The sequence below is a fragment of the Noviherbaspirillum humi genome, from assembly GCF_900188095.1.
GTDB classification, from domain to species: Bacteria; Pseudomonadota; Gammaproteobacteria; order Burkholderiales; family Burkholderiaceae_D; genus Noviherbaspirillum; species Noviherbaspirillum humi.
The window spans coordinates 20,297-39,399 of record NZ_FZOT01000015.1 but is presented as its reverse complement, the minus strand read 5'-3'; the positions used below and the strand labels follow the sequence as shown (position 1 = coordinate 39,399).

Below are 19,103 nucleotides of genomic sequence, written 5' to 3'. Positions count from 1 at the left end.
AGCCCGCATGAAAGCCATGATCTTCGCCGCCGGCCGCGGCGAGCGGATGCGCCCGCTGACCGATACCTGTCCCAAGCCGCTGCTGACGGTGCGCGGGCGGCCGCTGATCGTCTGGCACATCCTCAACCTGGTGCGCGCCGGCATTGCCGACATCGTCATCAACCATGCGCATCTCGGCCACATGATCGAGGAAGCGCTCGGCAACGGCGAACGCTACGGCGCCCGCATCGCCTATTCCGCCGAGGGCACCGCCCTGGAAACCGCCGGCGGCATTGCCAAGGCGCGTCACCTGCTGGGCGAGGAGCCCTTCGTGGCCATCGCCGGCGACATCTACTGTCCGCACTTCGACTTCGGACAGGTGAAGGATGCGCTGCAGGACAACGACATGTGGGGCAACCCGCATCCGCGCGACAAGCGCGATGTCGCCTGGCTCTACCTGGTGAAGAACCCGGCGCATCATCCGAAGGGCGACTTCGCGCTGAACAGCTTTTCCATCGCCAACGAGGGCGAGCAGCGCCACACCTTTTCCGGCATCGGCGTGTACCGGCCGGAGATGTTCGATTCGGTGCAGCCGGGCGACGCGGCGCCGCTGGCGCCCATCCTGCGCGAATACGCCGCCCGCGGCCAGGTCGGCGGCGAACTCTACCGCGGCGACTGGACCGATGTCGGCACGCCGGAACGCCTGGCGCAGCTGAATGCGCCGTTCAACCGAGGACAACCATGACGCGACTCTACGCAGACCGACGCAGTGCCCTGATGGCGAAGATGGAAGCCATGGGCGGCGGCGTGGCCATCATCCCGACCGCGCCGGAAGTGATGCGCAACCGCGATGCCGACTATCCCTACCGGCACGACAGCTACTTCTACTACCTGTCCGGCTTCACCGAGCCGGAATCGGTCATCGTGCTGGTCACCGACGCGGCGAAATCCAAGCGCCGCGCCATCCTGTTCTGCCGGCCGAAGAACGAGGAACGCGAAATCTGGGACGGCTTCCGCTACGGCCCCGAAGCGGCGCGCGAGCGCTTCGGCTTCGACGAGGCTCACTCCATCGAGGAAATCGATGTCGAGATCCCGAAGCTGATCGCCAACGCGCCGGCCCTGTTCCATGCGCTCGGCAAGGACGCGAAGCTGGATGCGCGCATCCAGTCCTGGCTGCAGGCGGTGCGCGCCCTGGCCCGGGCCGGCGTCACCGTGCCGGCCACGGTGGTCGACGTGCATGTGCTGCTGGACGAGATGCGCCTGTTCAAGGACGAGCAGGAAATCGCCGTCATGCAGCGCGCCGCCGACATCTCCGCCGGCGCCCATCGGCGCGCGATGCAGACGTCCCGGCCCGGCCTGCGCGAATACCATCTCGAAGCCGAGCTGCTGCACGAGTTCCGCCGCCACGGCTCGCAATTTCCGGCCTACGGCTCCATCGTCGCCACCGGCGCCAATGCCTGCGTGCTGCACTACCGCGCCGGCGACGCCGAGCTGAAGGACGGCGACCTGGTGCTCATCGATGCCGGCTGCGAACTCGACGGTTATGCCTCGGACATCACCCGCACCTTCCCCGCCAACGGCCGCTTCAGCGGTCCGCAGCGCACCCTCTACGAACTGGTGCTCGCCTCCCAGGCGGCGGCCGTGGCGGAGACCCGCCCCGGCAAGACCTTCATGGATGGCCACGATGCGGCGGTCAGGGTGCTGGCTCAGGGCATGCTCGACACCGGCCTGCTCGACGCCAACAAGGTCGGCACGCTGGACGACGTGATCGAGAAAGGCGCCTACCGCCAGTTCTACATGCACCGCACCGGCCATTGGCTGGGCATGGATGTGCACGATGTCGGCGAGTACCGCGAGGCGGCCCCGGCCGCGAACGGCGAGCGACCCTGGCGCCAGCTGCAGCCGGGCATGGTGCTGACCATCGAGCCGGGCATCTATGTGCGGCCGGCGGAAGGCGTGCCGCAGGCATTCTGGAACATCGGCATCCGCATCGAGGACGATGCGCTGGTGACGGCCGCCGGCTGCGAACTGCTGACCCGGGATGCGCCCAAAACCGTGGCCGAGATCGAAGACGTGATGCGGCGCTGAACGGGCCCATGCAGACCGATTGCGACATCGCCATCATCGGCGCCGGCCCGGTCGGGCTGGCGCTGGCCCTGCTGCTGGCGCGGCATGGCGTCCCGCCGGGGCGCATCGCGCTGATCGATGCCCGCGCGCCGGAGCAGGCGATCAGGGACCCGCGCTCGCTGGCGCTGTCCCACGGCAGCCGGCAGATTCTGGAAGACATCGGCGCCTGGACCATGCCGGCCGACTCCATCCACCAGATCCATGTCTCGCGCCGCGGCCATTTCGGGCGCACGCTGATCGACCGCGACGAGTACAAGTTGCCGGCCCTCGGCTACGTCACCCGCTACGGCCTGCTGATGGCGGCGCTCGATGCGCGCGCCCGGCAGCTGCCGCTGCGCATGCTGCGTCCGGCGCAGGTCACCGGCACGGCCGAGGAAGCGGATCAGGTGTCGCTCGCGCTGGCGGACGGCGCGGGCCTGCCCGCCGCCTTGAGCGCCCGCATCGTGGTGCAGGCCGAAGGCGGCCTGTTCGCCGAGCAGCAGGCCAAGCCGCTGCGGCGCGACTATGGCCAGACCGCGATCGTCGCCCATGTGCGGGCAGCCCACCCGGTGCCGCATCGCGCCTATGAACGCTTCACCGACGAAGGCCCCCTGGCCCTGCTGCCGCAGGAGGATGGCTACGCGCTGGTCTGGTGCGCCAGGCCGGAAACCGCGCTCGGCCTGACGGCGCTCGGCGATGCCGCCTTCCTCGACGCCCTGCACCGCCAGTTCGGCGACCGGCTCGGCCGCTTCACCTCGGTGTCGGCGCGCCACGCCTACCCGCTCGGCCTGAATGCCGGCGGCGTGCTGTCGCAGCGCGTCGCCGCCATCGGCAATGCCGCGCAAACCCTGCATCCGGTCGCGGGGCAAGGGCTCAACCTCGGCCTGCGCGATGCGGCCGTGCTGGCGCGCCTGCTGGCCCGTGAGCAGTCCCCCGCGGCCTTGCGCCGGTTCGACGACGAACGCCGCGCCGACCGCAGCCTCACGATCCGCATCACCGACGCCATGGCGCGGGTCTTCGCCGGCGACCGCCAGGGCTCCTGGTCGCAGGCCACGCTCGCCCTCGGCCTCGGCTTGTTCGACACGGTGGCGCCGGCGCGGCGGCTGCTCGCGGAGCAGATGATGTACGGGCGGCGCTGACCGCTGGCGCTGGAAACCTTCAGCGTTCCAAACGAAACTCGATCCGCCATGAAAAAAGCCGCACGGATTGCGCCGTGCGGCTTTGTCTTATGCAGACGGCGTCAGGTTGACGGAAAGCTCACTCCACCGCCTTCACCATGTCCTCGATCACCTTCTTGGCGTCGCCGAACACCATCATGGTCTTGTCCATGTAGAACAGCTCGTTGTCGAGGCCGGCGTAGCCGGCGGCCATGGAGCGCTTGTTGACGATCACCGTCTTGGCCTTGTAGGCCTCCAGGATGGGCATGCCGGCAATCGGCGACTTCGGATCCTTGGCGGCCGGGTTCACCACGTCATTGGCCCCGAGCACCAGCACCACGTCGGCCTGGCCGAATTCGCCGTTGATGTCTTCCATCTCGAACACCTGGTCGTACGGCACCTCGGCTTCCGCCAGCAGCACGTTCATGTGGCCCGGCATGCGGCCGGCCACCGGATGGATCGCATACTTCACCGTCACGCCGTTGTGCGTCAGCTTCTCGGTCAGCTCCTTCAGCGCATGCTGGGCGCGCGCCACCGCCAGGCCGTAGCCGGGCACGATGATCACGGTTTCGGCATTGCCCATCAGGAAGGCGGCATCGTCGGCCGAACCCGACTTCACGTTGCGCTGCTGCTGCGCCGCGCCGCCGCCAGCCGCCGCCTCGCCACCGAAGCCGCCGAGGATCACGTTGAAGAAGGAGCGGTTCATCGCCTTGCACATGATGTAGGACAGGATCGCGCCGGAGGAGCCGACCAGCGAGCCGGCGATGATCAGCATCGAATTGTTCAGCGAGAAGCCGATGCCCGCCGCCGCCCAGCCGGAGTAACTGTTCAACATTGACACCACCACCGGCATGTCGGCGCCGCCGATCGGGATGATGATCAGCACGCCGAGCGCGAAGGCGATCAGGGTCATGAGGATGAAGGGCAGCCAGGCCTGCGTCATGCAGAACCAGATGCCGAACGCGATCATGGCAATCGCCAGCGCCAGGTTCAGCATGTGCTGGCCCGAGAACACCACCGGCGCGCCCTGGAACAGGCGGAACTTGTACTTGCCGGCCAGCTTGCCGAAGGCGATCACCGATCCGGAAAAGGTGATGGCGCCGACGAAGGTGCCGATGAACAGCTCCAGCCGGTTGCCGAGCGGGATGGGATCGAGGTTGCTCTGCACGATGCCGAAGGCAGCCGGTTCCGACACTGCCGCCACCGCGATGCAGACCGCCGCCAGGCCGATCAGCGAGTGCATCGCCGCCACCAGCTCCGGCATCTTGGTCATCTCGACCCGCTTGGCCAGCACCGCGCCGATCGTGCCGCCGACAACGATGCCGAGCAGGACCAGGCCGAAGCCGGCCGGCGAGCTGATCGGTGCTTCGCTCTTGAGCTTGACGATGAGCGCGATGGTGGTGGCGATGGCAATGGCCATGCCGATCATGCCGAAGGCATTGCCGCGCCGGGCGGTGGACGGATGCGACAGCCCCTTCAGCGCCTGGATGAAGCACACCGAGGCGATCAGGTACAGCAGCGTAACGACATTCATGCTCATTATTTCGCTCCCTCTTTGTCCGACTTGGCCGCTTTCGGCTCCTTCTTCTTGAACATCTCCAGCATGCGCCGGGTCACCAGGAACCCGCCGAACACGTTCACCGCCGCCAGCGCGACGGCGAGCGTGCCCATGAACTGCCCGACCACGCCCTCGGTCAGGCCGGCGGCAAGCATGGCGCCGACGATGATGATGGCGGAAATGGCGTTGGTGACGGCCATCAGCGGCGTATGCAGCGCCGGCGTGACGGTCCAGACGACGTGGTAGCCGACGTAGATGGCCAGCACGAAGATGATCAGGTTGGTGATGGTGTGACTGACTTCCATGGTGGTATGTCTCCCTGTAGGTTGAACCCGGATCGGGCGCCGCTTATTTGCGCAGCACCTCGCCGCCGCTGCACAGCAGGGTGGCGGCGACGATCTCGTCCTCGCGGTTGATGGCCAGCTGGCCTTCCTTGTCGACGATCAGCTTGAGGAAGTCGAGCACGTTGCGGGCATACAGGGCGGAAGCGTCCGCAGCGACCAGGCAGGCGAGATTCGGCTCGCCGATGATGTGCACGCCATGCTTGGTCACCGTCCTGCCGAGTTCGGAGAGCGGGCAGTTGCCGCCCTGCTCCACCGCCATGTCGACGATGACGGAGCCGGGCTTCATGGCCTTGACGGTGTCTTCGCCGATCAGCACCGGCGCCTTTCGGCCGGGAATCAGCGCGGTGGTGATGATGATGTCGGCCTGCCTGGCGCGCTCATGCACCAGTTCGGCCTGGCGCTTCATCCATTCCGGCGGCATCGGCCGGGCATAGCCGCCGGCGCCCTGGGCGATTTCGCGCTCCTCGTCGGTGAGATAGGGCACGTCGATGAACTTGGCGCCGAGCGACTCCACCTGCTCCTTCACCGGCGGGCGCACGTCGGAAGCTTCGATCACCGCGCCGAGGCGCTTGGCGGTGGCGATGGCCTGCAGGCCGGCGACGCCCACGCCCATGATCAGCACCCGCGCCGCCTTCACCGTGCCGGCGGCGGTCATCAGCATCGGCATGAAGCGCTGGTAGGTATTTGCCGCCAGCATCACCGCCTTGTAGCCGGCGATGTTGGCCTGGGAGGACAGCACGTCCATGGACTGGGCACGGGTGATGCGCGGCGCGGCTTCCAGGGCGAAGGCAGTCAGCCCGCTGCCGGCCATGGCGGAAGTGTTATCGGCATCGAAGGGATTGAGCATGCCGATCAGCACGCTGCCGGATTTCATGAGGGTGCGCTCCTCGGCCGATGGCGCGCGCACCTTCAGCACCATGTCGCAGCCGAGGGCGTCGGCGGCGGAGCCGATTTGGGCGCCGGCGGCGGCATAGGCGTCGTCGGTGACGCTGGCGAGCAGGCCGGCTCCGGACTGGACGATGATCTCGTGCTTGGCCGCGACCAGCTTCTTGACGGTTTCAGGGGTGGCGGCTACCCGGGTCTCGCCCGGACGCGTTTCGGCGGGGATGCCGATTCTCATGAAATCCTCCTGCAGAATTGAAAAATGTGACGGTGCTACCTCTATGCTTCAAAACGTTGATGGTGCCTTATTGCAGCGCTCCAACTTGCAATATCGCCGACATCTTCCCATAACCTTGGCAAATTTCGTAGCAGAAACGGAAAAATTCGGGGGCATGCTTTCTTCATCCACGGTGGATTTCGCTGGTACAGATTGATTAATCGACCGCAAGGGATGGGATAGGAATCGGGCGCATGATTCCGCCAGTCACCATTTCCCGGCGACACCCCAGCGGCCTGCAAGCAGCATAACTATCGGTCGCACGGTAAAATGTCGCCCTCTTTTGAGGAATACTATGACTGACGTTTGGAAACCTTCCGTCACCGTTGCGGCCATTATCGAGCGCAACGGGCGTTTCCTCCTGGTGGAGGAAGAAACCAGCGACGGCATCCGCTTCAACCAGCCGGCCGGTCATCTCGATCCGAATGAATCCCTGGAGCAGGCGGTCACCCGCGAAACCATGGAGGAAGCGGCGCATGAATTCACGCCCACCGCCCTGGTCGGCATGTACATGTCGCGCTATCTGTCGGCGCGCACCCATACCGAAGTGACCTACCTGCGCTTCGCCTTCTGCGGCGACGTCGGCGCCGAACTCGACCGGCCGCTCGACACCGGCATCCTGCGCACCGTCTGGATGACGCGCGATGAGCTGGTCGCCTGCCAGGAAAAGCACCGCAGCCCGCTGGTGCTGCGCTGTGTCGACGACTATCTCGCCGGCAAGCGCGCGCCGCTCAGCATCATCTACACCCATCCCAACGTGGTTGGAGCATTGCATGCCTAAAAAAAGGGTGGTGATCGGCATGTCCGGTGGCGTGGATTCGTCGGTCTCGGCCTGGTTGTTGAAGCAGCAGGGTTATGAAGTCATCGGCCTGTTCATGAAGAACTGGGAGGACGATGACGATTCCGAGTACTGCTCGACGCGGCAGGACTGGATCGATGCCGCCAGCGTGGCTGACGTGGTCGGCGTCGACATCGAGGCGGTGAACTTCGCCGCCGAATACAAGGAACGGGTGTTCAGCGAATTCCTGCGCGAATACCAGGCGGGCCGCACGCCCAATCCGGACGTGCTGTGCAATGCCGAAATCAAGTTCAAGGCCTTCCTCGACCATGCGATGAAGCTCGGCGCCGATCTGATCGCCACCGGGCACTATGCGCGCGTGCGGGAAGTCCGGTCCGGCCCCGGCGCCGGCCGCTTCCAGCTGCTCAAGGCGATCGACGCCAGCAAGGACCAGAGCTACTTCCTGCACCGGTTGAACCAGGCGCAGCTGTCGCGCACCCTGTTTCCGCTGGGCGAGATCCACAAGACCGAAGTGCGCAGGATCGCGGAGGAAATCGGCCTGCCGAACGCCAGGAAGAAGGATTCCACCGGCATCTGCTTCATCGGCGAGCGGCCGTTCCGCGAATTCCTGAACCGCTATCTGTCTTACGCTCCCGGCCCGATGAAGACGCCCGATGGCGCGGTGGTGGGCGAGCATGTCGGCCTCAGCTTCTATACGCTCGGCCAGCGCAAGGGCATCGGACTCGGCGGCATCAAGAGCTACCAGAACGCCGAGGGCAGCAGCGATGCCTGGTATGTGGCGCGCAAGGACGTGGCGGCCAATACGCTCTACGTGGCGCAAGGCCATGATCATCCCTGGCTGCTGTCGGGCGAGCTGAGCGCCGGCCAGGAAAGCTGGGTCGCCGGCGAGCCGCCGGGCGAAGGCATGATCGCCGCCAAGACCCGCTACCGCCAGGCGGATGTTCCTTGCCGCTTCCTGTCGCAGCAGGAAGGGTTCGCCCTGCGCTTCGATCAGCCGCAATGGGCGGTGACGCCCGGCCAGTCGGCGGTGCTCTACGACGGCGAGGTCTGCCTCGGCGGCGGCATCATCAGCGCGGCCAGCATCGGCTGAGCCTGATTCTCTTCGCGCCGGTCTCTCCGGCCGCTTTTTTTCCGCCCTCCTCCAGGTCGACCGCATTAGCGTGTGCGGCTGCATGCCTGCGGCCGCCGGCTTCCTTCCGCGTGTCTCCGTTTCCATTCGGACAATTACGTTCCGGCGCCATCGTTGGGTCATCGCAACGCGGCAAAAGAAGTTCACGAACCGCTTGCCAATACAAGCGGAATCGAGAATAATCTAAATACGAATTGTTCGCATTTGAATTTTTGACAGTTTTTGACCCGCCACTTCGGCGCCATGCGTAAAACAGGACCGATATGATCGTCTGCATCTGCAACAACGTTTCCGACCGCAAGATTGAACAAGCCGTCAGCAATGGCACCACCTCCATGGCGCAGCTGCGCGAATGCCTGGCGGTCGGCACCTGCTGCGGCAAATGCCATTCGCACGCCAAGCAGGTGCTGCGTGAATGCCTGAGCCTGCAGCGCAGCGCCGCTGTCGGCGTGCGTGAACAATTCCAGCCGATGATCTTCCAGGCCATCGCGGCCTGAACCGCTTCCCCTCTCTCCGCTTTCCTGTCCCGGCGCAGCGGTTCCACCGCCGTGGCAGGAATGTCAACTTGCGCTATCATGGTTGCCTATGCCCGCTCTTGCGGGCCCAGACAACAAATTCTCCTCCGAGGTATCCATGAAGGGCGATCCCAACGTCATCAGGCTGCTGAACGCTCAGCTGACCAATGAGCTGACAGCCATCAACCAGTACTTTCTCCATGCGCGCATGTACCGCCACTGGGGATTCGAGCGGCTGGGCAAGAAGGAATATGACGAATCCATCGGCGAGATGAAGCATGCGGACAATCTCATCAACCGCATCCTGATGCTCGATGGCCTGCCCAACCTGCAGGCGCTGCACAAGCTGCTGATCGGCGAGTCGACGCCGGAGATGCTGCAGGCCGACCTGAACCTGGAACAGACGGCGCAAGTCACCGTCAAGGATGGCATCGCCGCCTGCGAAGCCGCCGGCGATTACGTTTCGCGCGAGATCCTGGTGAGAATCCTGGACGATACCGAGGAGCACATCGAGTGGCTGGAAACCCAGCTCGACCTGATCAATAAGATCGGCCTTCAAAATTACCTGCAGTCGCAGATGGATCCCGAAGAGTAAGCCGCTCGTCGGCCTTCGGGCAAATGAAGAAAAAGGGCAGTCGCCTGTAACGACTGCCCTTTTTCTTTGTTCCTGCCGGCGATTCGCGGATCAGCTCGGGATGGTGTCCTTGAAGGACTGCCGTTCCGACAGCTTGTCGAACAGCTTGGCGAGGTTGGGGTAATCCTCGCGCCAGGCGATTTCAGGGAAGCGGAAGGATAGCCAGCCGAGCGCGCAGCCGACGGCGACGTCAGCCAGGGTGTAGTGGTTGCCGGTGCAGAAGGGCGTGTCCTTCAGGCCGGCCGACATCGCCTTCAGGCCGCCGTGGATCTTGTCGTTCTGGCGGCTGATCCAGGATTCGCTCTGCTGCTCTTCCGGCCGCAGCGTCTTTTCCAGGCGCGCCAGGATGCCGGCATCCAGCACGCCGTCGGCCAGCGCTTCCCAGCACTTCACCTCGGCGCGCTCGCGGCCATGGGGCGGAATCAGCTTGCCGACCGGGGTCAGCGTATCGAGATATTCGACGATGACGCGCGAATCGAACATCGCGCCGCCGTCTTCCATCACCAGGCAGGGCACCTTGCCCAGCGGGTTGGATTGGCGGATCTTGGTATCGGGAGACCACACGTTCTCCAGCACGAGCTCGTAATCGAGCTTCTTCTCCGCCATGACGATGCGGACCTTGCGTACATAAGGGCTGGTGAGGGAACCGATGAGTTTCATAGACAGGTCGCGTAATTATTGCGTCCGATTATAACATTGCGTCTGCGCACGTTATAGCAAGCCGGCGGCGCAAGGCCTTGGCGCGGACCGAAAAGCGACAATGGTAGAATGCACCATTTTCGACGCCGCACCGGCGCGCCTCGCGCCCCGCCGCACTTCCCGCATCCGCGTTTTTCTTATCTTCCTATCATGTCGCTCTCCGCTCTCTCCGCCCTTTCTCCCATCGACGGCCGCTATGCCGCCAAGGTCGACAAGCTGCGCCCGCTGCTGTCGGAAGCCGGCTTCATGCACCACCGCGTCAAGGTCGAGATCGCCTGGCTGCAGGCCCTGTCGGCCGCCGGCTTCGCCGAGATCAAGCCCTTCTCCGCCGCCGCAAAAGCCCTGCTCGACAAGCTGGCCGCCGAATTCGGCGAGGCGGATGCCCAGCGCATCAAGGAAATCGAAGCGGTGACGAACCACGACGTGAAGGCGGTCGAATACTGGCTCAAGGAGAAGGTGAAGGACGTGCCGGAACTGGTGGCGGCGTCGGAGTTCATCCACTTCGCCTGCACCTCGGAAGACATCAACAACACCTCGCACGGCATGATGCTCAAGGCCGCGCGCAACGACGTGCTGCTGCCCTCGCTGCAAGGCGTGATCGACAAGCTGGTGGAACTGGCGCACGCCAATGCCGACCTGCCGATGCTGTCACGCACCCACGGCCAGCCGGCCAGCCCCACGACCCTGGGCAAGGAAATCGCCAACGTGGTGGCGCGCCTGCGCCGCGCCCAGCAGCGCATCGCCGGCGTTGAGATTCTCGGCAAGATGAACGGCGCGGTGGGCAACTACAACGCCCACCTGTCGGCTTACCCGTCCTTCGATTGGGAAGGCTTCTCGAAGAACGTGATCGAGCAGCGACTCGGCCTGGCCTTCAACCCCTACACCATCCAGATCGAGCCGCACGACTACATGGCCGAGCTGTTCGACGCAGTGGCCCGCGCCAACACCATTCTGCTCGACCTGAACCGCGACATCTGGGGCTACATCTCGCTCGGCTACTTCAAGCAGCGCACCAAGGCAGGCGAGATCGGTTCCTCCACCATGCCGCACAAGGTCAACCCGATCGACTTCGAGAACTCGGAAGGCAATCTCGGCCTGGCCAATGCGGTGCTGAAGCACCTGTCGGAGAAGCTGCCGGTGTCGCGCTGGCAGCGCGACCTGACCGATTCCACCGTGCTGCGCAATATCGGCGTCGCCTTCGGCTACACCGTGCTGGCCTATGACAGCTGCCTGCGCGGCCTGAACAAGCTGGAAGTCAATCCGGCCCGCCTCGCCGAAGATCTGGACGCCACCTGGGAAGTGCTGGCCGAGCCGGTGCAGACGGTGATGCGCCGCTACGGCGTCGAGAATCCGTACGAGCAGCTGAAGGAACTCACCCGCGGCAAGGGCATCTCGCGCGCAGCACTGCGCGATTTCGTCAACGGCCTCGCCATCCCGCAGGAAGCCAAGGATGGCCTGCTGGCGATGACCCCCGCCAATTACATCGGCCACGCCGCCAAGCTCGCGCGCGGCATCTGATGCTACGTCCATGATTCACAGCGCGACGCCGGCCGGCAGCCCACGCCGCTACGGCGGCGTGGCGATCCTGCTGCACTGGCTGATCGCGCTGCTCGTCGCCGCCGCCTTCACGCTCGGCCTGACCATGGTCGACATCCCTGGCCTGACGCCGACCAAACTGAAGTACTTCTCCTGGCACAAATGGCTGGGCGTGACCGTGCTGGCGCTAGCCTGCCTGCGGCTGCTGTGGCGCATCACCCATGGCGCGCCGCCCTACGACGCCGGCATGCCGGCCTGGCAGGCCAAGGCCGCTCATGCGCTGCACGGCCTGCTATACCTGCTGCTCTTCGCCGTGCCAATGTCCGGCTATTTCTACAGCCTCGCCGCCGGCGTGCCGGTGGTCTACCTCGGCGTGCTGCCGCTGCCGGTGCTGATCGGCCCTGATCAGGAACTCAAGCCGATACTCAAGCAGCTTCACTACGCTTTGACTATGATATTGGCTGCCGGCGTGGCGGGTCACGTGCTCGCCGCGCTGAAGCACCAATTCATCGACCGGGATGGCGTTCTGCGGCGCATGCTGCCCTGAAGCTCCGCGCGCCCTCCCCTGACTGCAGGGAGTGACATGCCGAGTTTCACCCGCGCCGGGCTCGCCTCGGCCGCCGCATGCGCGGCGCTTCTCTTCTCGACCGCCGCACCGGCTGCACCGTTGAAAGTCGATCCCGCCAAAAGCAGCGTCGGCGCGGTCTTCAAGCAGATCGGCGTGCCGGTCGAGGCAAAGTTCCGCAAGTTCGCGGTACTGATCGATCTCGATGCCGCCAAACCGGAAAGCGCGAAGGCCAGCGTCGACATCGACACCGCCAGCTTCGATATCGGCGACCCGGAGTACAACAAGGAAGTGCGCAAGAAGGAATGGTTCGACAGCGACCGCTTTCCCAGGGCCAGCTTCGTCTCCACCGCCATCAAGCCCGCCGGCGCTGGCAGGTACGAGGTCAGCGGCAAGCTGACGCTCAAGGGCAGGACCGCCGACGTGCGCTTCCCGCTCGCCGCGAAGGCGGAAGGCGGCGGCCAGGTGTTCGAAGGCACGCTGCCGATCAGCCGGCTCGCCTTCAACATCGGCGAGGGTGAGTGGAAGGACACGGGCGTGGTGGCGGACGAAGTCCTGGTGAAATTCCGCGTCGCCGCCCAATAACGTTCAGCAAGACAAAACCGATTCGAGGAGACGCTATCTTGCGCGCATCACGCACCACCGCGCTGCTGGCGCTGGCCATCGCCAGCGCCACCGCACAAGCCCAGACCTACACCATCGACCCCGGCCATACCTTTCCCAGCTTCGAAGGCGAGCACATGGGCATTTCGCTCTGGCGCGGCCGCTTCAACAAGACCAGCGGCAGGATCGTGCTGGACCGCGCCGCCGGCACCGGCACGGTGGACATCGCCATCGACGCCACTACCATCGACTTCGGCGTGGCCAAGGCCAACGAGCGCCTGAAGGCCAGGGATGCCTTCAACGTCGAGCAGTATCCACAGATTCTCTACCGCGGCAAGGCGGTCGAATTCAGGAACGGCCAGCCGGTGGCGGTGGATGGCGAGATGACGCTGATCGGCGTCACCCGGCCGCTGCGCCTGACCATCAACCGCTTCAAGTGCATCGAGCATCCGGTGCTCAAGCGCGAGATCTGCGGCGCCGACGCTTCCGGCGAGTTCAAGCGCAGCGATTACGGCTTGACCTACAACAGCAATTTCGGCGACCTGATCAGGCTGGCGATCGAGGTGGAGGCGGTGAAGTCGGACTAGCTTCCCGTCGTACTCGCGCCAAAGCGGCCGCAAAAAGCAAAAGCCAGCATTGCGCTGGCTTTTTCGTTCTGCATGGGGCTGATTGAATCAGACCACCGCGCCGTCCGTCTCGTCCTTGGCCTTGGCCGGCTTGATCAGGTCTTCGCGCTTGACGCCCAGCCACATGGCGACGGCGGCGGCGACGAACACCGACGAATAGATGCCGAACAGGATGCCGATGGTGAGCGCAATGGCAAAGTAGTGCAGCGTCGGGCCGCCGAACAGCAGCATCGACAGCACCATCATCTGGGTCGAGCCGTGCGTGATGATGGTGCGGGAAATGGTGCTGGTGATCGCATGGTTCATCACGTCCGGGGTCGACAGCTTGCCGTAGCGGCGGTCACGGAAGGTTTCGCGCACCCGGTCGAACACCACCACCGACTCGTTCACCGAATAGCCCAGCACCGCCAGCACCGCCGCCAGCACGGTGAGGGAGAATTCCCACTGGAAGAAGGCGAAGAAGCCGAGGATGATCACCACGTCGTGCAGGTTGGCGATGATGGCCGCCACCGCGAACTTCCACTCGAAGCGGAAGGCAAGGTAGATCATGATGCCGATGACCACCATGCCGAGCGCCATCAGGCCGTCGTGGGCCAGCTCCTCGCCCACCTGCGGGCCGACGAACTCCACGCGCTGCAGCTTGACGGTATTGTCATGCGCCGTCAGCGCCGCCATCACCTTCTCGCTCAGCTGGGCGGAGGTCACGCCCTTTTGCGTCGGCAGGCGCACGATCACGTCCTGGGCGGTGCCGAAGCTCTGCACCTGGGTATCGGCGAAGCCGGCGCCCTCGATGGTCTTGCGGATGCCTTCCAGGTCGGCCGGCTTCGGATAGGTCACTTCCATCACCGTGCCGCCGGTGAACTCGATAGACAGGTGCAGGCCCTTGTGGAACAGGAAGAACACCGCCGCCACGAAGGTCAGCGCCGAAATCACATTGAAGATCAATGCGTGGCGCATGAACGGGATGTCTTTTCTGATGCGGAAAAACTCCATGATTTCCTTTCCTTGCGCCGCCGGCGCGCTGCCGGCGGGGCGATTGATTCAATGCGTTGCTGCCGCTCAGGCGGTCGGTTTCCAGATCTGGCCGATGGAAATGCTGGTGAGCTTCTTCTTGCGGCCGTACCAGAGATTGGCCACGCCGCGCGAGACGAACACCGACGAGAAGATCGAGGTCAGGATGCCGAGGCAGTGCACCACCGCGAAGCCGCGGATCGGGCCGGAGCCGAAGATCAGCAGCGCCACGCCGGCGATCAGCGTGGTGACGTTGGAGTCGAGAATCGTGGCCCAGGCGCGGTCGAAGCCGGCGGCGATGGCGGCATGCGGCGTGGCACCGGAGCGCAGTTCCTCCCGGATGCGCTCGTTGATCAGCACGTTGGCATCGATCGCCATGCCGAGGGTGAAGGCGATCGCCGCGATGCCGGGCAGGGTCAGCGTCGCCTGCAATACCGACAGGATGGCCAGCAGCAGGATCAGGTTGACCGCCAGGGCAAACACGCTGAAGAAGCCGAACAGCATGTAGTAGATCACCATGAACACGGCGATGGCGGCGAAGCCGAACAGCGTCGAGTAGAAGCCCTTGGCGATGTTCTCGGCGCCGAGCTGCGGGCCGATGGTGCGTTCCTCGATGATTTCCATCGGCGCCGCCAGCGAGCCGGCGCGCAGCAGCAGCGCCAAGTCGTTGGCCGCCTCGGCGGACCCCATGCCGGTGATCTGGAAGCGGGAGCCGAGCTCGTCGCGGATGGTGGCCACCGTCAGCACCTCGCCCTTGCCCTTTTCGAACAGCACGATGGCCATCAGCTTGCCGATCTTCTCGCGGGTGGCTTCGCGCATGCGGCGGCCGCCGTCGCCGTTGAGGTCGATGCTGACCGCCGGCTGCTGGTTCTGGTCGAAGCTGGCGGATGCGTTGGCGATGTAGTCGCCGGTGATCACCGGGTCCTTGTACAGCACCACCGGCGCGCCCTTGCCGACGCGGAACAGCTCGGAGCCGAACGGCACGGCGGCGCTCTCCTCGGTGCCGCGGGTGACCGACTCGTCCACCATGCGCACTTCCAGGGTGGCGGTGCGGCCGATGATGTCCTTGGCGCGGGACACGTCCTGCACGCCCGGCAGCTCGACCACGATGCGGTCGACGCCCTGCTGCTGGATCAGCGGCTCGGCCACGCCGAGTTCGTTGACGCGCTTGGAGAGGGTGATGATGTTCTGCTTCACGCTCTCGGTCTGGAAACTCTTCAGCGCTTCCGGCTTCAGCGTCACCAGCAGCTTCAGGTTGCTCGGGTCGTTGTTGTCGGCCAGCGCCACGTCGTTGAGCTGGGAAGCCAGCACCTCGCGCGCCTTGGCGCGGGTATCCGGATCGCGGAACTGGACTTCGATGGCGTCGCCGCTGCGGGCGATGCCGGCATGGCGCACGTTCTTGTCGCGCAGGATGCTGCGCACGCTGGACTGCATGCCCTGCAGGCGCTTGTTGAGCACCGCCTTGGTGTCCACCTGCATCAGGAAGTGCACGCCGCCGCGCAGGTCGAGACCGAGGTACATCGGGAAGGCATGCAGCTTCTGCAGCCAGTTCGGCGTGTTGGGCAGCAGGTTGAAAGCCACGATGTAGGTCGGGTCGGACGGATCGCGGTTGAGTTCCTTCTCCAGCAGGGCCTTGGCCTTGAACTGGATATCGGTGCTCGGGAAGCGGGCCCGCACCGAACCCTGGGTGCCGGTGGCTTCGTAGAAGATGCCGTCAGGCTTCAGGCCGCCCTTCTCCAGCGCCTGTTCCACCAGCGCGGTGGCGGAGCTGTCGAGCTTGAGCGTGGCCTTGGCGCTGCTGACCTGGACCGCCGGCGATTCGCCGAAGAAGTTCGGCAGGGTGTACAGCACGCCGAACAACAGCGCGATGGCGATCAGGATGTATTTCCAGAGAGGGTAGCGATTCATGATGATCCGGCTTTCGGTCTGCTTGGGTGCGGGCGGCGGGCCGGCAAAAGGCGGCCCGCGCGGGCAGGCGGCTTACAGCGCCTTGATGGTGCCTTTCGGCAGCAGGGTGGAGACGGCGACCTTCTGCACCACGATCTCGGTGCCGTTGGCGATTTCGAGGGTGACATAGGCGTCGCTCACCTTGGTGACGCGGCCCAGGATGCCGCCGGCGGTGACCACTTCGTCGCCCTTGGCCAGCGCCTCCATCATCGACTTCTGTTCCTTCTGGCGCTTCATCTGAGGACGGATCATCAGGAAGTACAGCACCACGAACATCAGGACGATGGGCAGGAAGCTCATCAGGCTGCTCTCGGGACCAGCGGCTGCGGCTTGCGCGTAGGCGTTGGAAATGAACACGTATTTCTCCGGTTAGTTATAGGAATCAACCCGGCATTCTAGCATCGGGGTGTGGCAGCGAGAATCGGCAGGCATGTGCCGGGCAACCGGCGCCCTGCCCTCTGCCGTTTCCAGCGGGAAGCGGGCCGCTGCCGGGTTGGCAAACTTACACGCCGCGTGCGCGGTCGGCCTTGAAGCGGACGACGAAGGCCTGGAAGGTGCCGGCGTCGATCGCGTCCCGCATTTCCTGCATGAGCTGCAGGTAATAGTGCAGGTTGTGGATGGTATTGAGCCGGGCGCCGAGGATTTCGCCGGCCCGATGCAAATGAAACAAGTAGGCGCGTGAGAAATTCCGGCAGGCGTAGCAGGAGCAGGTCTCGTCAAGCGGCTTGTCGTCGTCCTTGTAGCGCGCGTTCTTGATCTTGATGTCGCCGAAGCGGGTGAAGATCCAGCCGTTGCGGGCGTTACGGGTGGGCATCACGCAGTCGAACATGTCGACACCATTGGCCACGCCGGCCACCAGGTCTTCCGGCGTGCCGACGCCCATCAGGTAATGCGGCTTGTCGGCGTGCAGCTTCGGCCCGACATGCTCCAGGATGCGCATCATGTCTTCCTTCGGCTCGCCGACCGACAGCCCGCCGATGGCCAGGCCATGGAAGCCGACCTCTTCCAGCCCGGCCAGGGATTCATCGCGCAGGTCCTCGAACATGCCGCCCTGGACGATGCCGAACAGCGCATTCGGGTTCAGCTCCCGCTCGAATTCGTTCTTCGAGCGCCTGGCCCAGCGCAGCGACATGCGCATCGACTGTCCGGCTTCGTCGCGGGTGGCGGGACGGCCGCCGATCTCGTAGGGCGTGCATTCGTCGAACTGCATCACGATGTCGGAATTGAGCACGCGCTGGATCTGCATCGAGATCTCGGGCGAGAGGAACAGCTTGTCGCCGTTGATGGGCGAGGCGAACTTCACGCCTTCCTCGCTGATCTTGCGCATCTCGCCCAGGGAGAACACCTGGAAGCCACCGGAATCGGTGAGGATGGGCTTGTCCCAGCCGATGAAGCGGTGCAGCCCGCCGAACTTGGCCACCACCTCCAGCCCCGGGCGCAGCCACAGGTGGAAGGTATTGCCGAGGATGATCTGGGCATCGATGTCGTTCAGGTCCTGCGGCGACATCGCCTTGACCGAGCCGTAGGTGCCGACCGGCATGAAGATCGGCGTCTCGATGGTGCCGTGGTTGAGGGTGAGGCGGCCGCGGCGAGCCTTGCCGTCGGTCTTCAGGAGTTGGTATTGGAGCATCAGGAATTCCGGGTGAGCAGCATGGCGTCGCCATAGCTGAAGAAACGGTAGCGCTGCGCGATCGCATGGGCGTAGGCGCGGCGGATTTCATCGTAGCCGGCGAAGGCCGACACCAGCATCATCAGGGTCGACTTGGGCAGGTGGAAATTGGTGATCAGCCGGGTCACGGTGCGGAAAGTGTAGCCGGGGGTGATGAACAGATTGGTGTCGTCGCTGCCGGGCTGCAGCTCGCCGCCGCGCGAGGCGGATTCCAGCGCGCGCAGGCTGGTGGTGCCGACGGCGATCACGTCGCGGCCGGCGGTCCGCGCCGCCCGCACCGCATCCACCGTCTCCCGGGAAATCGTGTACCACTCGCTGTGCATCTTGTGCTCGGCCAGGTTTTCCACCCGCACCGGCTGGAAGGTGCCGGCGCCGACATGCAGGGTGACGAAGGCGAGGTTGACGCCCCGAGCGCGCAGCTTGTCCAGCAGCGCCTCGTCGAAATGCAGTCCGGCGGTGGGCGCCGCCACGGCGCCCGGCTCGCGGGCATAGACGGTTTGATAACGGCGCTCGTCGAACTCGTCGGCATCATGCTCGATATAGGGCGGCAGCGGCAGGCGGCCGTGGCGGTCGATCAGCTCGAACACGTCGCCCGGGAAGGCAAGCGTGAAGAATTCGCCGGCGCGCTCGCCGACGGTGACGTCGAAGGCATCCGCCAGGCGCAGGGTGGTGCCGGGGCCGGGCGTCTTCGAGGCGCGCACCTGCGCATGCACGGTGCGGCTGTCGAGAATGCGCTCGACCAGCACCTCGACCTTGCCGCCGCTGGCCTTGGCGCCGAAGAAGCGCGCCTTCAGCACCCGGGTGTCGTTGAACACCAGCAGGTCGCCCGGCTGCAGCAGGTCGACGATGTCGGCGAAGTGACGGTCGGCGAGCGCGTTCCCCTGCACCTGCAGCAGGCGCGAGGCGCTGCGCTCCGCCAGCGGCGTCTGCGCGATCAGTTCGGAAGGCAGGTAGAAATCGAAGTCGGAAAGAGAGTACATGGCGAGTATGACAAGGCGGCGGCGCGTCGCTCCGGCAGGCCATGCTTGACCGCTCGGCAAGCCGGTAAAATGGAGGCTGACTGACGA

The 19,103-nt window shown here is 65.0% G+C and carries 21 protein-coding genes; 12 read left to right on the top strand and 9 right to left on the bottom strand.

The window, feature by feature from the left end:
* The first annotated feature begins 7 nt into the window (after positions 1–7).
* From murU to CHB88_RS18280, 3 genes are read left to right on the top strand one after another with little or no spacing between them, the layout of a single operon-like run.
* Complete coding sequence (gene murU / locus CHB88_RS18290; RefSeq protein WP_089400796.1) at positions 8–724, top strand: N-acetylmuramate alpha-1-phosphate uridylyltransferase MurU; 717 nt, start codon at positions 8–10, stop codon at positions 722–724.
* Positions 721–2,067, top strand: a complete 1,347-nt coding sequence (gene pepP / locus CHB88_RS18285; protein ID WP_089400795.1) for a Xaa-Pro aminopeptidase — start codon at positions 721–723, stop codon at positions 2,065–2,067. Before murU ends, pepP begins: the two co-directional genes overlap by 4 nt.
* An 8-nt stretch (positions 2,068–2,075) precedes the next feature.
* A complete protein-coding gene (locus CHB88_RS18280) occupies positions 2,076–3,224 on the top strand; it encodes a UbiH/UbiF/VisC/COQ6 family ubiquinone biosynthesis hydroxylase (protein ID WP_089400794.1) in 1,149 nt (382 codons plus the stop codon).
* Between the two features lie 118 nt (positions 3,225–3,342).
* On the opposite strand, the gene CHB88_RS18275 is transcribed toward CHB88_RS18280, so the two are convergent.
* From CHB88_RS18275 to CHB88_RS18265, 3 genes are read right to left on the bottom strand one after another with little or no spacing between them, the layout of a single operon-like run.
* Positions 3,343–4,782, bottom strand: a complete 1,440-nt coding sequence (locus CHB88_RS18275; RefSeq protein ID WP_089400793.1) for an NAD(P)(+) transhydrogenase (Re/Si-specific) subunit beta — start codon at positions 4,780–4,782, stop codon at positions 3,343–3,345.
* Positions 4,782–5,105, bottom strand: a complete 324-nt coding sequence (locus CHB88_RS18270) for an NAD(P) transhydrogenase subunit alpha part 2 (RefSeq protein WP_089400792.1) — start codon at positions 5,103–5,105, stop codon at positions 4,782–4,784. Before CHB88_RS18270 ends, CHB88_RS18275 begins: the two co-directional genes overlap by 1 nt.
* A gap of 43 nt (positions 5,106–5,148) precedes the next feature.
* Positions 5,149–6,264, bottom strand: coding sequence for a Re/Si-specific NAD(P)(+) transhydrogenase subunit alpha (locus CHB88_RS18265; protein WP_089400791.1), 1,116 nt, complete (start codon positions 6,262–6,264; stop codon positions 5,149–5,151).
* On the opposite strand from CHB88_RS18265, the gene CHB88_RS24730 reads away from it, so the two are divergent.
* The 5 genes from CHB88_RS24730 to bfr all read left to right on the top strand — a co-directional run bounded on the left by CHB88_RS24730 (position 6,263) and on the right by bfr (position 9,341).
* Positions 6,263–6,460, top strand: a complete 198-nt coding sequence (locus tag CHB88_RS24730; protein WP_143131356.1) for a hypothetical protein — start codon at positions 6,263–6,265, stop codon at positions 6,458–6,460. The two genes, CHB88_RS18265 and CHB88_RS24730, sit on opposite strands and share 2 nt — an antisense overlap.
* 138 nt (positions 6,461–6,598) lie before the next feature.
* Positions 6,599–7,084, top strand: coding sequence for an NUDIX hydrolase (locus tag CHB88_RS18260; protein ID WP_089400790.1), 486 nt, complete (start codon positions 6,599–6,601; stop codon positions 7,082–7,084).
* The gene (mnmA, locus tag CHB88_RS18255; RefSeq protein WP_089400789.1) at positions 7,077–8,192 is read left to right on the top strand and encodes a tRNA 2-thiouridine(34) synthase MnmA; all 1,116 of its coding nucleotides are present in this window, start codon (positions 7,077–7,079) and stop codon (positions 8,190–8,192) included. The genes CHB88_RS18260 and mnmA overlap by 8 nt, the downstream gene beginning before the upstream one ends.
* Positions 8,193–8,494: 302 nt before the next feature.
* Complete coding sequence (locus CHB88_RS18250; RefSeq protein ID WP_089400788.1) at positions 8,495–8,728, top strand: (2Fe-2S)-binding protein; 234 nt, start codon at positions 8,495–8,497, stop codon at positions 8,726–8,728.
* A 136-nt stretch (positions 8,729–8,864) separates the two neighbouring features.
* Positions 8,865–9,341: a bacterioferritin gene (bfr, locus tag CHB88_RS18245; protein WP_089400787.1), complete on the top strand. Its 477-nt coding sequence runs from the start codon at positions 8,865–8,867 to the stop codon at positions 9,339–9,341.
* A 90-nt stretch (positions 9,342–9,431) separates the two neighbouring features.
* Here bfr and CHB88_RS18240 read toward each other — a convergent pair whose 3' ends face one another.
* Positions 9,432–10,040, bottom strand: a complete 609-nt coding sequence (locus tag CHB88_RS18240; protein ID WP_089400786.1) for a glutathione S-transferase N-terminal domain-containing protein — start codon at positions 10,038–10,040, stop codon at positions 9,432–9,434.
* A gap of 189 nt (positions 10,041–10,229) precedes the next feature.
* Here CHB88_RS18240 and purB point away from each other — a divergent pair, with 189 nt between their 5' ends.
* The 4 genes from purB to CHB88_RS18220 are packed head-to-tail and all read left to right on the top strand — an operon-like array spanning position 10,230 to position 13,370.
* Positions 10,230–11,597 carry an adenylosuccinate lyase gene (purB, locus tag CHB88_RS18235; protein WP_089400785.1) on the top strand — a complete coding sequence of 456 codons (1,368 nt, stop codon included), beginning with the start codon at positions 10,230–10,232 and terminating at the stop codon, positions 11,595–11,597.
* 10 nt (positions 11,598–11,607) lie between these two features.
* Positions 11,608–12,162, top strand: coding sequence for a cytochrome b (locus CHB88_RS18230; RefSeq protein WP_089400784.1), 555 nt, complete (start codon positions 11,608–11,610; stop codon positions 12,160–12,162).
* Positions 12,163–12,198: 36 nt separating this feature from the next.
* Positions 12,199–12,765 carry a YceI family protein gene (locus CHB88_RS18225; protein ID WP_089400783.1) on the top strand — a complete coding sequence of 189 codons (567 nt, stop codon included), beginning with the start codon at positions 12,199–12,201 and terminating at the stop codon, positions 12,763–12,765.
* A 38-nt stretch (positions 12,766–12,803) separates the two neighbouring features.
* Positions 12,804–13,370, top strand: coding sequence for a YceI family protein (locus tag CHB88_RS18220; protein ID WP_089400782.1), 567 nt, complete (start codon positions 12,804–12,806; stop codon positions 13,368–13,370).
* A gap of 87 nt (positions 13,371–13,457) precedes the next feature.
* On the opposite strand, the gene secF is transcribed toward CHB88_RS18220, so the two are convergent.
* From secF to queA, 5 genes are all read right to left on the bottom strand, one after another.
* Entirely contained in the window at positions 13,458–14,402 is a 945-nt protein-coding gene (gene secF / locus CHB88_RS18215; RefSeq protein WP_089400781.1) for a protein translocase subunit SecF, read from the bottom strand.
* A 66-nt stretch (positions 14,403–14,468) separates the two neighbouring features.
* A complete protein-coding gene (gene secD, locus CHB88_RS18210; RefSeq protein WP_089400780.1) occupies positions 14,469–16,328 on the bottom strand; it encodes a protein translocase subunit SecD in 1,860 nt (619 codons plus the stop codon).
* A gap of 72 nt (positions 16,329–16,400) precedes the next feature.
* Positions 16,401–16,667 (bottom strand): preprotein translocase subunit YajC, encoded by a 267-nt coding sequence (yajC, locus tag CHB88_RS18205; protein ID WP_245845072.1) that lies wholly within the window; start codon positions 16,665–16,667, stop codon positions 16,401–16,403.
* A 202-nt stretch (positions 16,668–16,869) separates the two neighbouring features.
* On the bottom strand, positions 16,870–17,997 hold the full coding sequence (gene tgt, locus CHB88_RS18200) for a tRNA guanosine(34) transglycosylase Tgt (protein ID WP_089400778.1): 1,128 nt from the start codon (positions 17,995–17,997) through the stop codon (positions 16,870–16,872).
* Positions 17,997–19,016: a tRNA preQ1(34) S-adenosylmethionine ribosyltransferase-isomerase QueA gene (gene queA, locus CHB88_RS18195; protein ID WP_089400777.1), complete on the bottom strand. Its 1,020-nt coding sequence runs from the start codon at positions 19,014–19,016 to the stop codon at positions 17,997–17,999. Before queA ends, tgt begins: the two co-directional genes overlap by 1 nt.
* Positions 19,017–19,103: the final 87 nt, after the last annotated feature.

Coding starts and splice junctions, on each gene's coding strand:
- murU (WP_089400796.1), top strand. CDS start 8: ATGAAAGCCATGATCTTCGCCGCCGGCCGCGGCGAGCGGATGCGCCCG.
- pepP (WP_089400795.1), top strand. CDS start 721: ATGACGCGACTCTACGCAGACCGACGCAGTGCCCTGATGGCGAAGATG.
- CHB88_RS18280 (WP_089400794.1), top strand. CDS start 2,076: ATGCAGACCGATTGCGACATCGCCATCATCGGCGCCGGCCCGGTCGGG.
- CHB88_RS18275 (WP_089400793.1), bottom strand. CDS start 4,782: ATGAGCATGAATGTCGTTACGCTGCTGTACCTGATCGCCTCGGTGTGC.
- CHB88_RS18270 (WP_089400792.1), bottom strand. CDS start 5,105: ATGGAAGTCAGTCACACCATCACCAACCTGATCATCTTCGTGCTGGCC.
- CHB88_RS24730 (WP_143131356.1), top strand. CDS start 6,263: ATGAAATCCTCCTGCAGAATTGAAAAATGTGACGGTGCTACCTCTATG.
- CHB88_RS18265 (WP_089400791.1), bottom strand. CDS start 6,264: ATGAGAATCGGCATCCCCGCCGAAACGCGTCCGGGCGAGACCCGGGTA.
- CHB88_RS18260 (WP_089400790.1), top strand. CDS start 6,599: ATGACTGACGTTTGGAAACCTTCCGTCACCGTTGCGGCCATTATCGAG.
- mnmA (WP_089400789.1), top strand. CDS start 7,077: ATGCCTAAAAAAAGGGTGGTGATCGGCATGTCCGGTGGCGTGGATTCG.
- CHB88_RS18250 (WP_089400788.1), top strand. CDS start 8,495: ATGATCGTCTGCATCTGCAACAACGTTTCCGACCGCAAGATTGAACAA.
- bfr (WP_089400787.1), top strand. CDS start 8,865: ATGAAGGGCGATCCCAACGTCATCAGGCTGCTGAACGCTCAGCTGACC.
- CHB88_RS18240 (WP_089400786.1), bottom strand. CDS start 10,040: ATGAAACTCATCGGTTCCCTCACCAGCCCTTATGTACGCAAGGTCCGC.
- purB (WP_089400785.1), top strand. CDS start 10,230: ATGTCGCTCTCCGCTCTCTCCGCCCTTTCTCCCATCGACGGCCGCTAT.
- CHB88_RS18230 (WP_089400784.1), top strand. CDS start 11,608: ATGATTCACAGCGCGACGCCGGCCGGCAGCCCACGCCGCTACGGCGGC.
- CHB88_RS18225 (WP_089400783.1), top strand. CDS start 12,199: ATGCCGAGTTTCACCCGCGCCGGGCTCGCCTCGGCCGCCGCATGCGCG.
- secF (WP_089400781.1), bottom strand. CDS start 14,402: ATGGAGTTTTTCCGCATCAGAAAAGACATCCCGTTCATGCGCCACGCA.
- secD (WP_089400780.1), bottom strand. CDS start 16,328: ATGAATCGCTACCCTCTCTGGAAATACATCCTGATCGCCATCGCGCTG.
- yajC (WP_245845072.1), bottom strand. CDS start 16,667: ATGAGCTTCCTGCCCATCGTCCTGATGTTCGTGGTGCTGTACTTCCTG.
- tgt (WP_089400778.1), bottom strand. CDS start 17,997: ATGCTCCAATACCAACTCCTGAAGACCGACGGCAAGGCTCGCCGCGGC.
- queA (WP_089400777.1), bottom strand. CDS start 19,016: ATGTACTCTCTTTCCGACTTCGATTTCTACCTGCCTTCCGAACTGATC.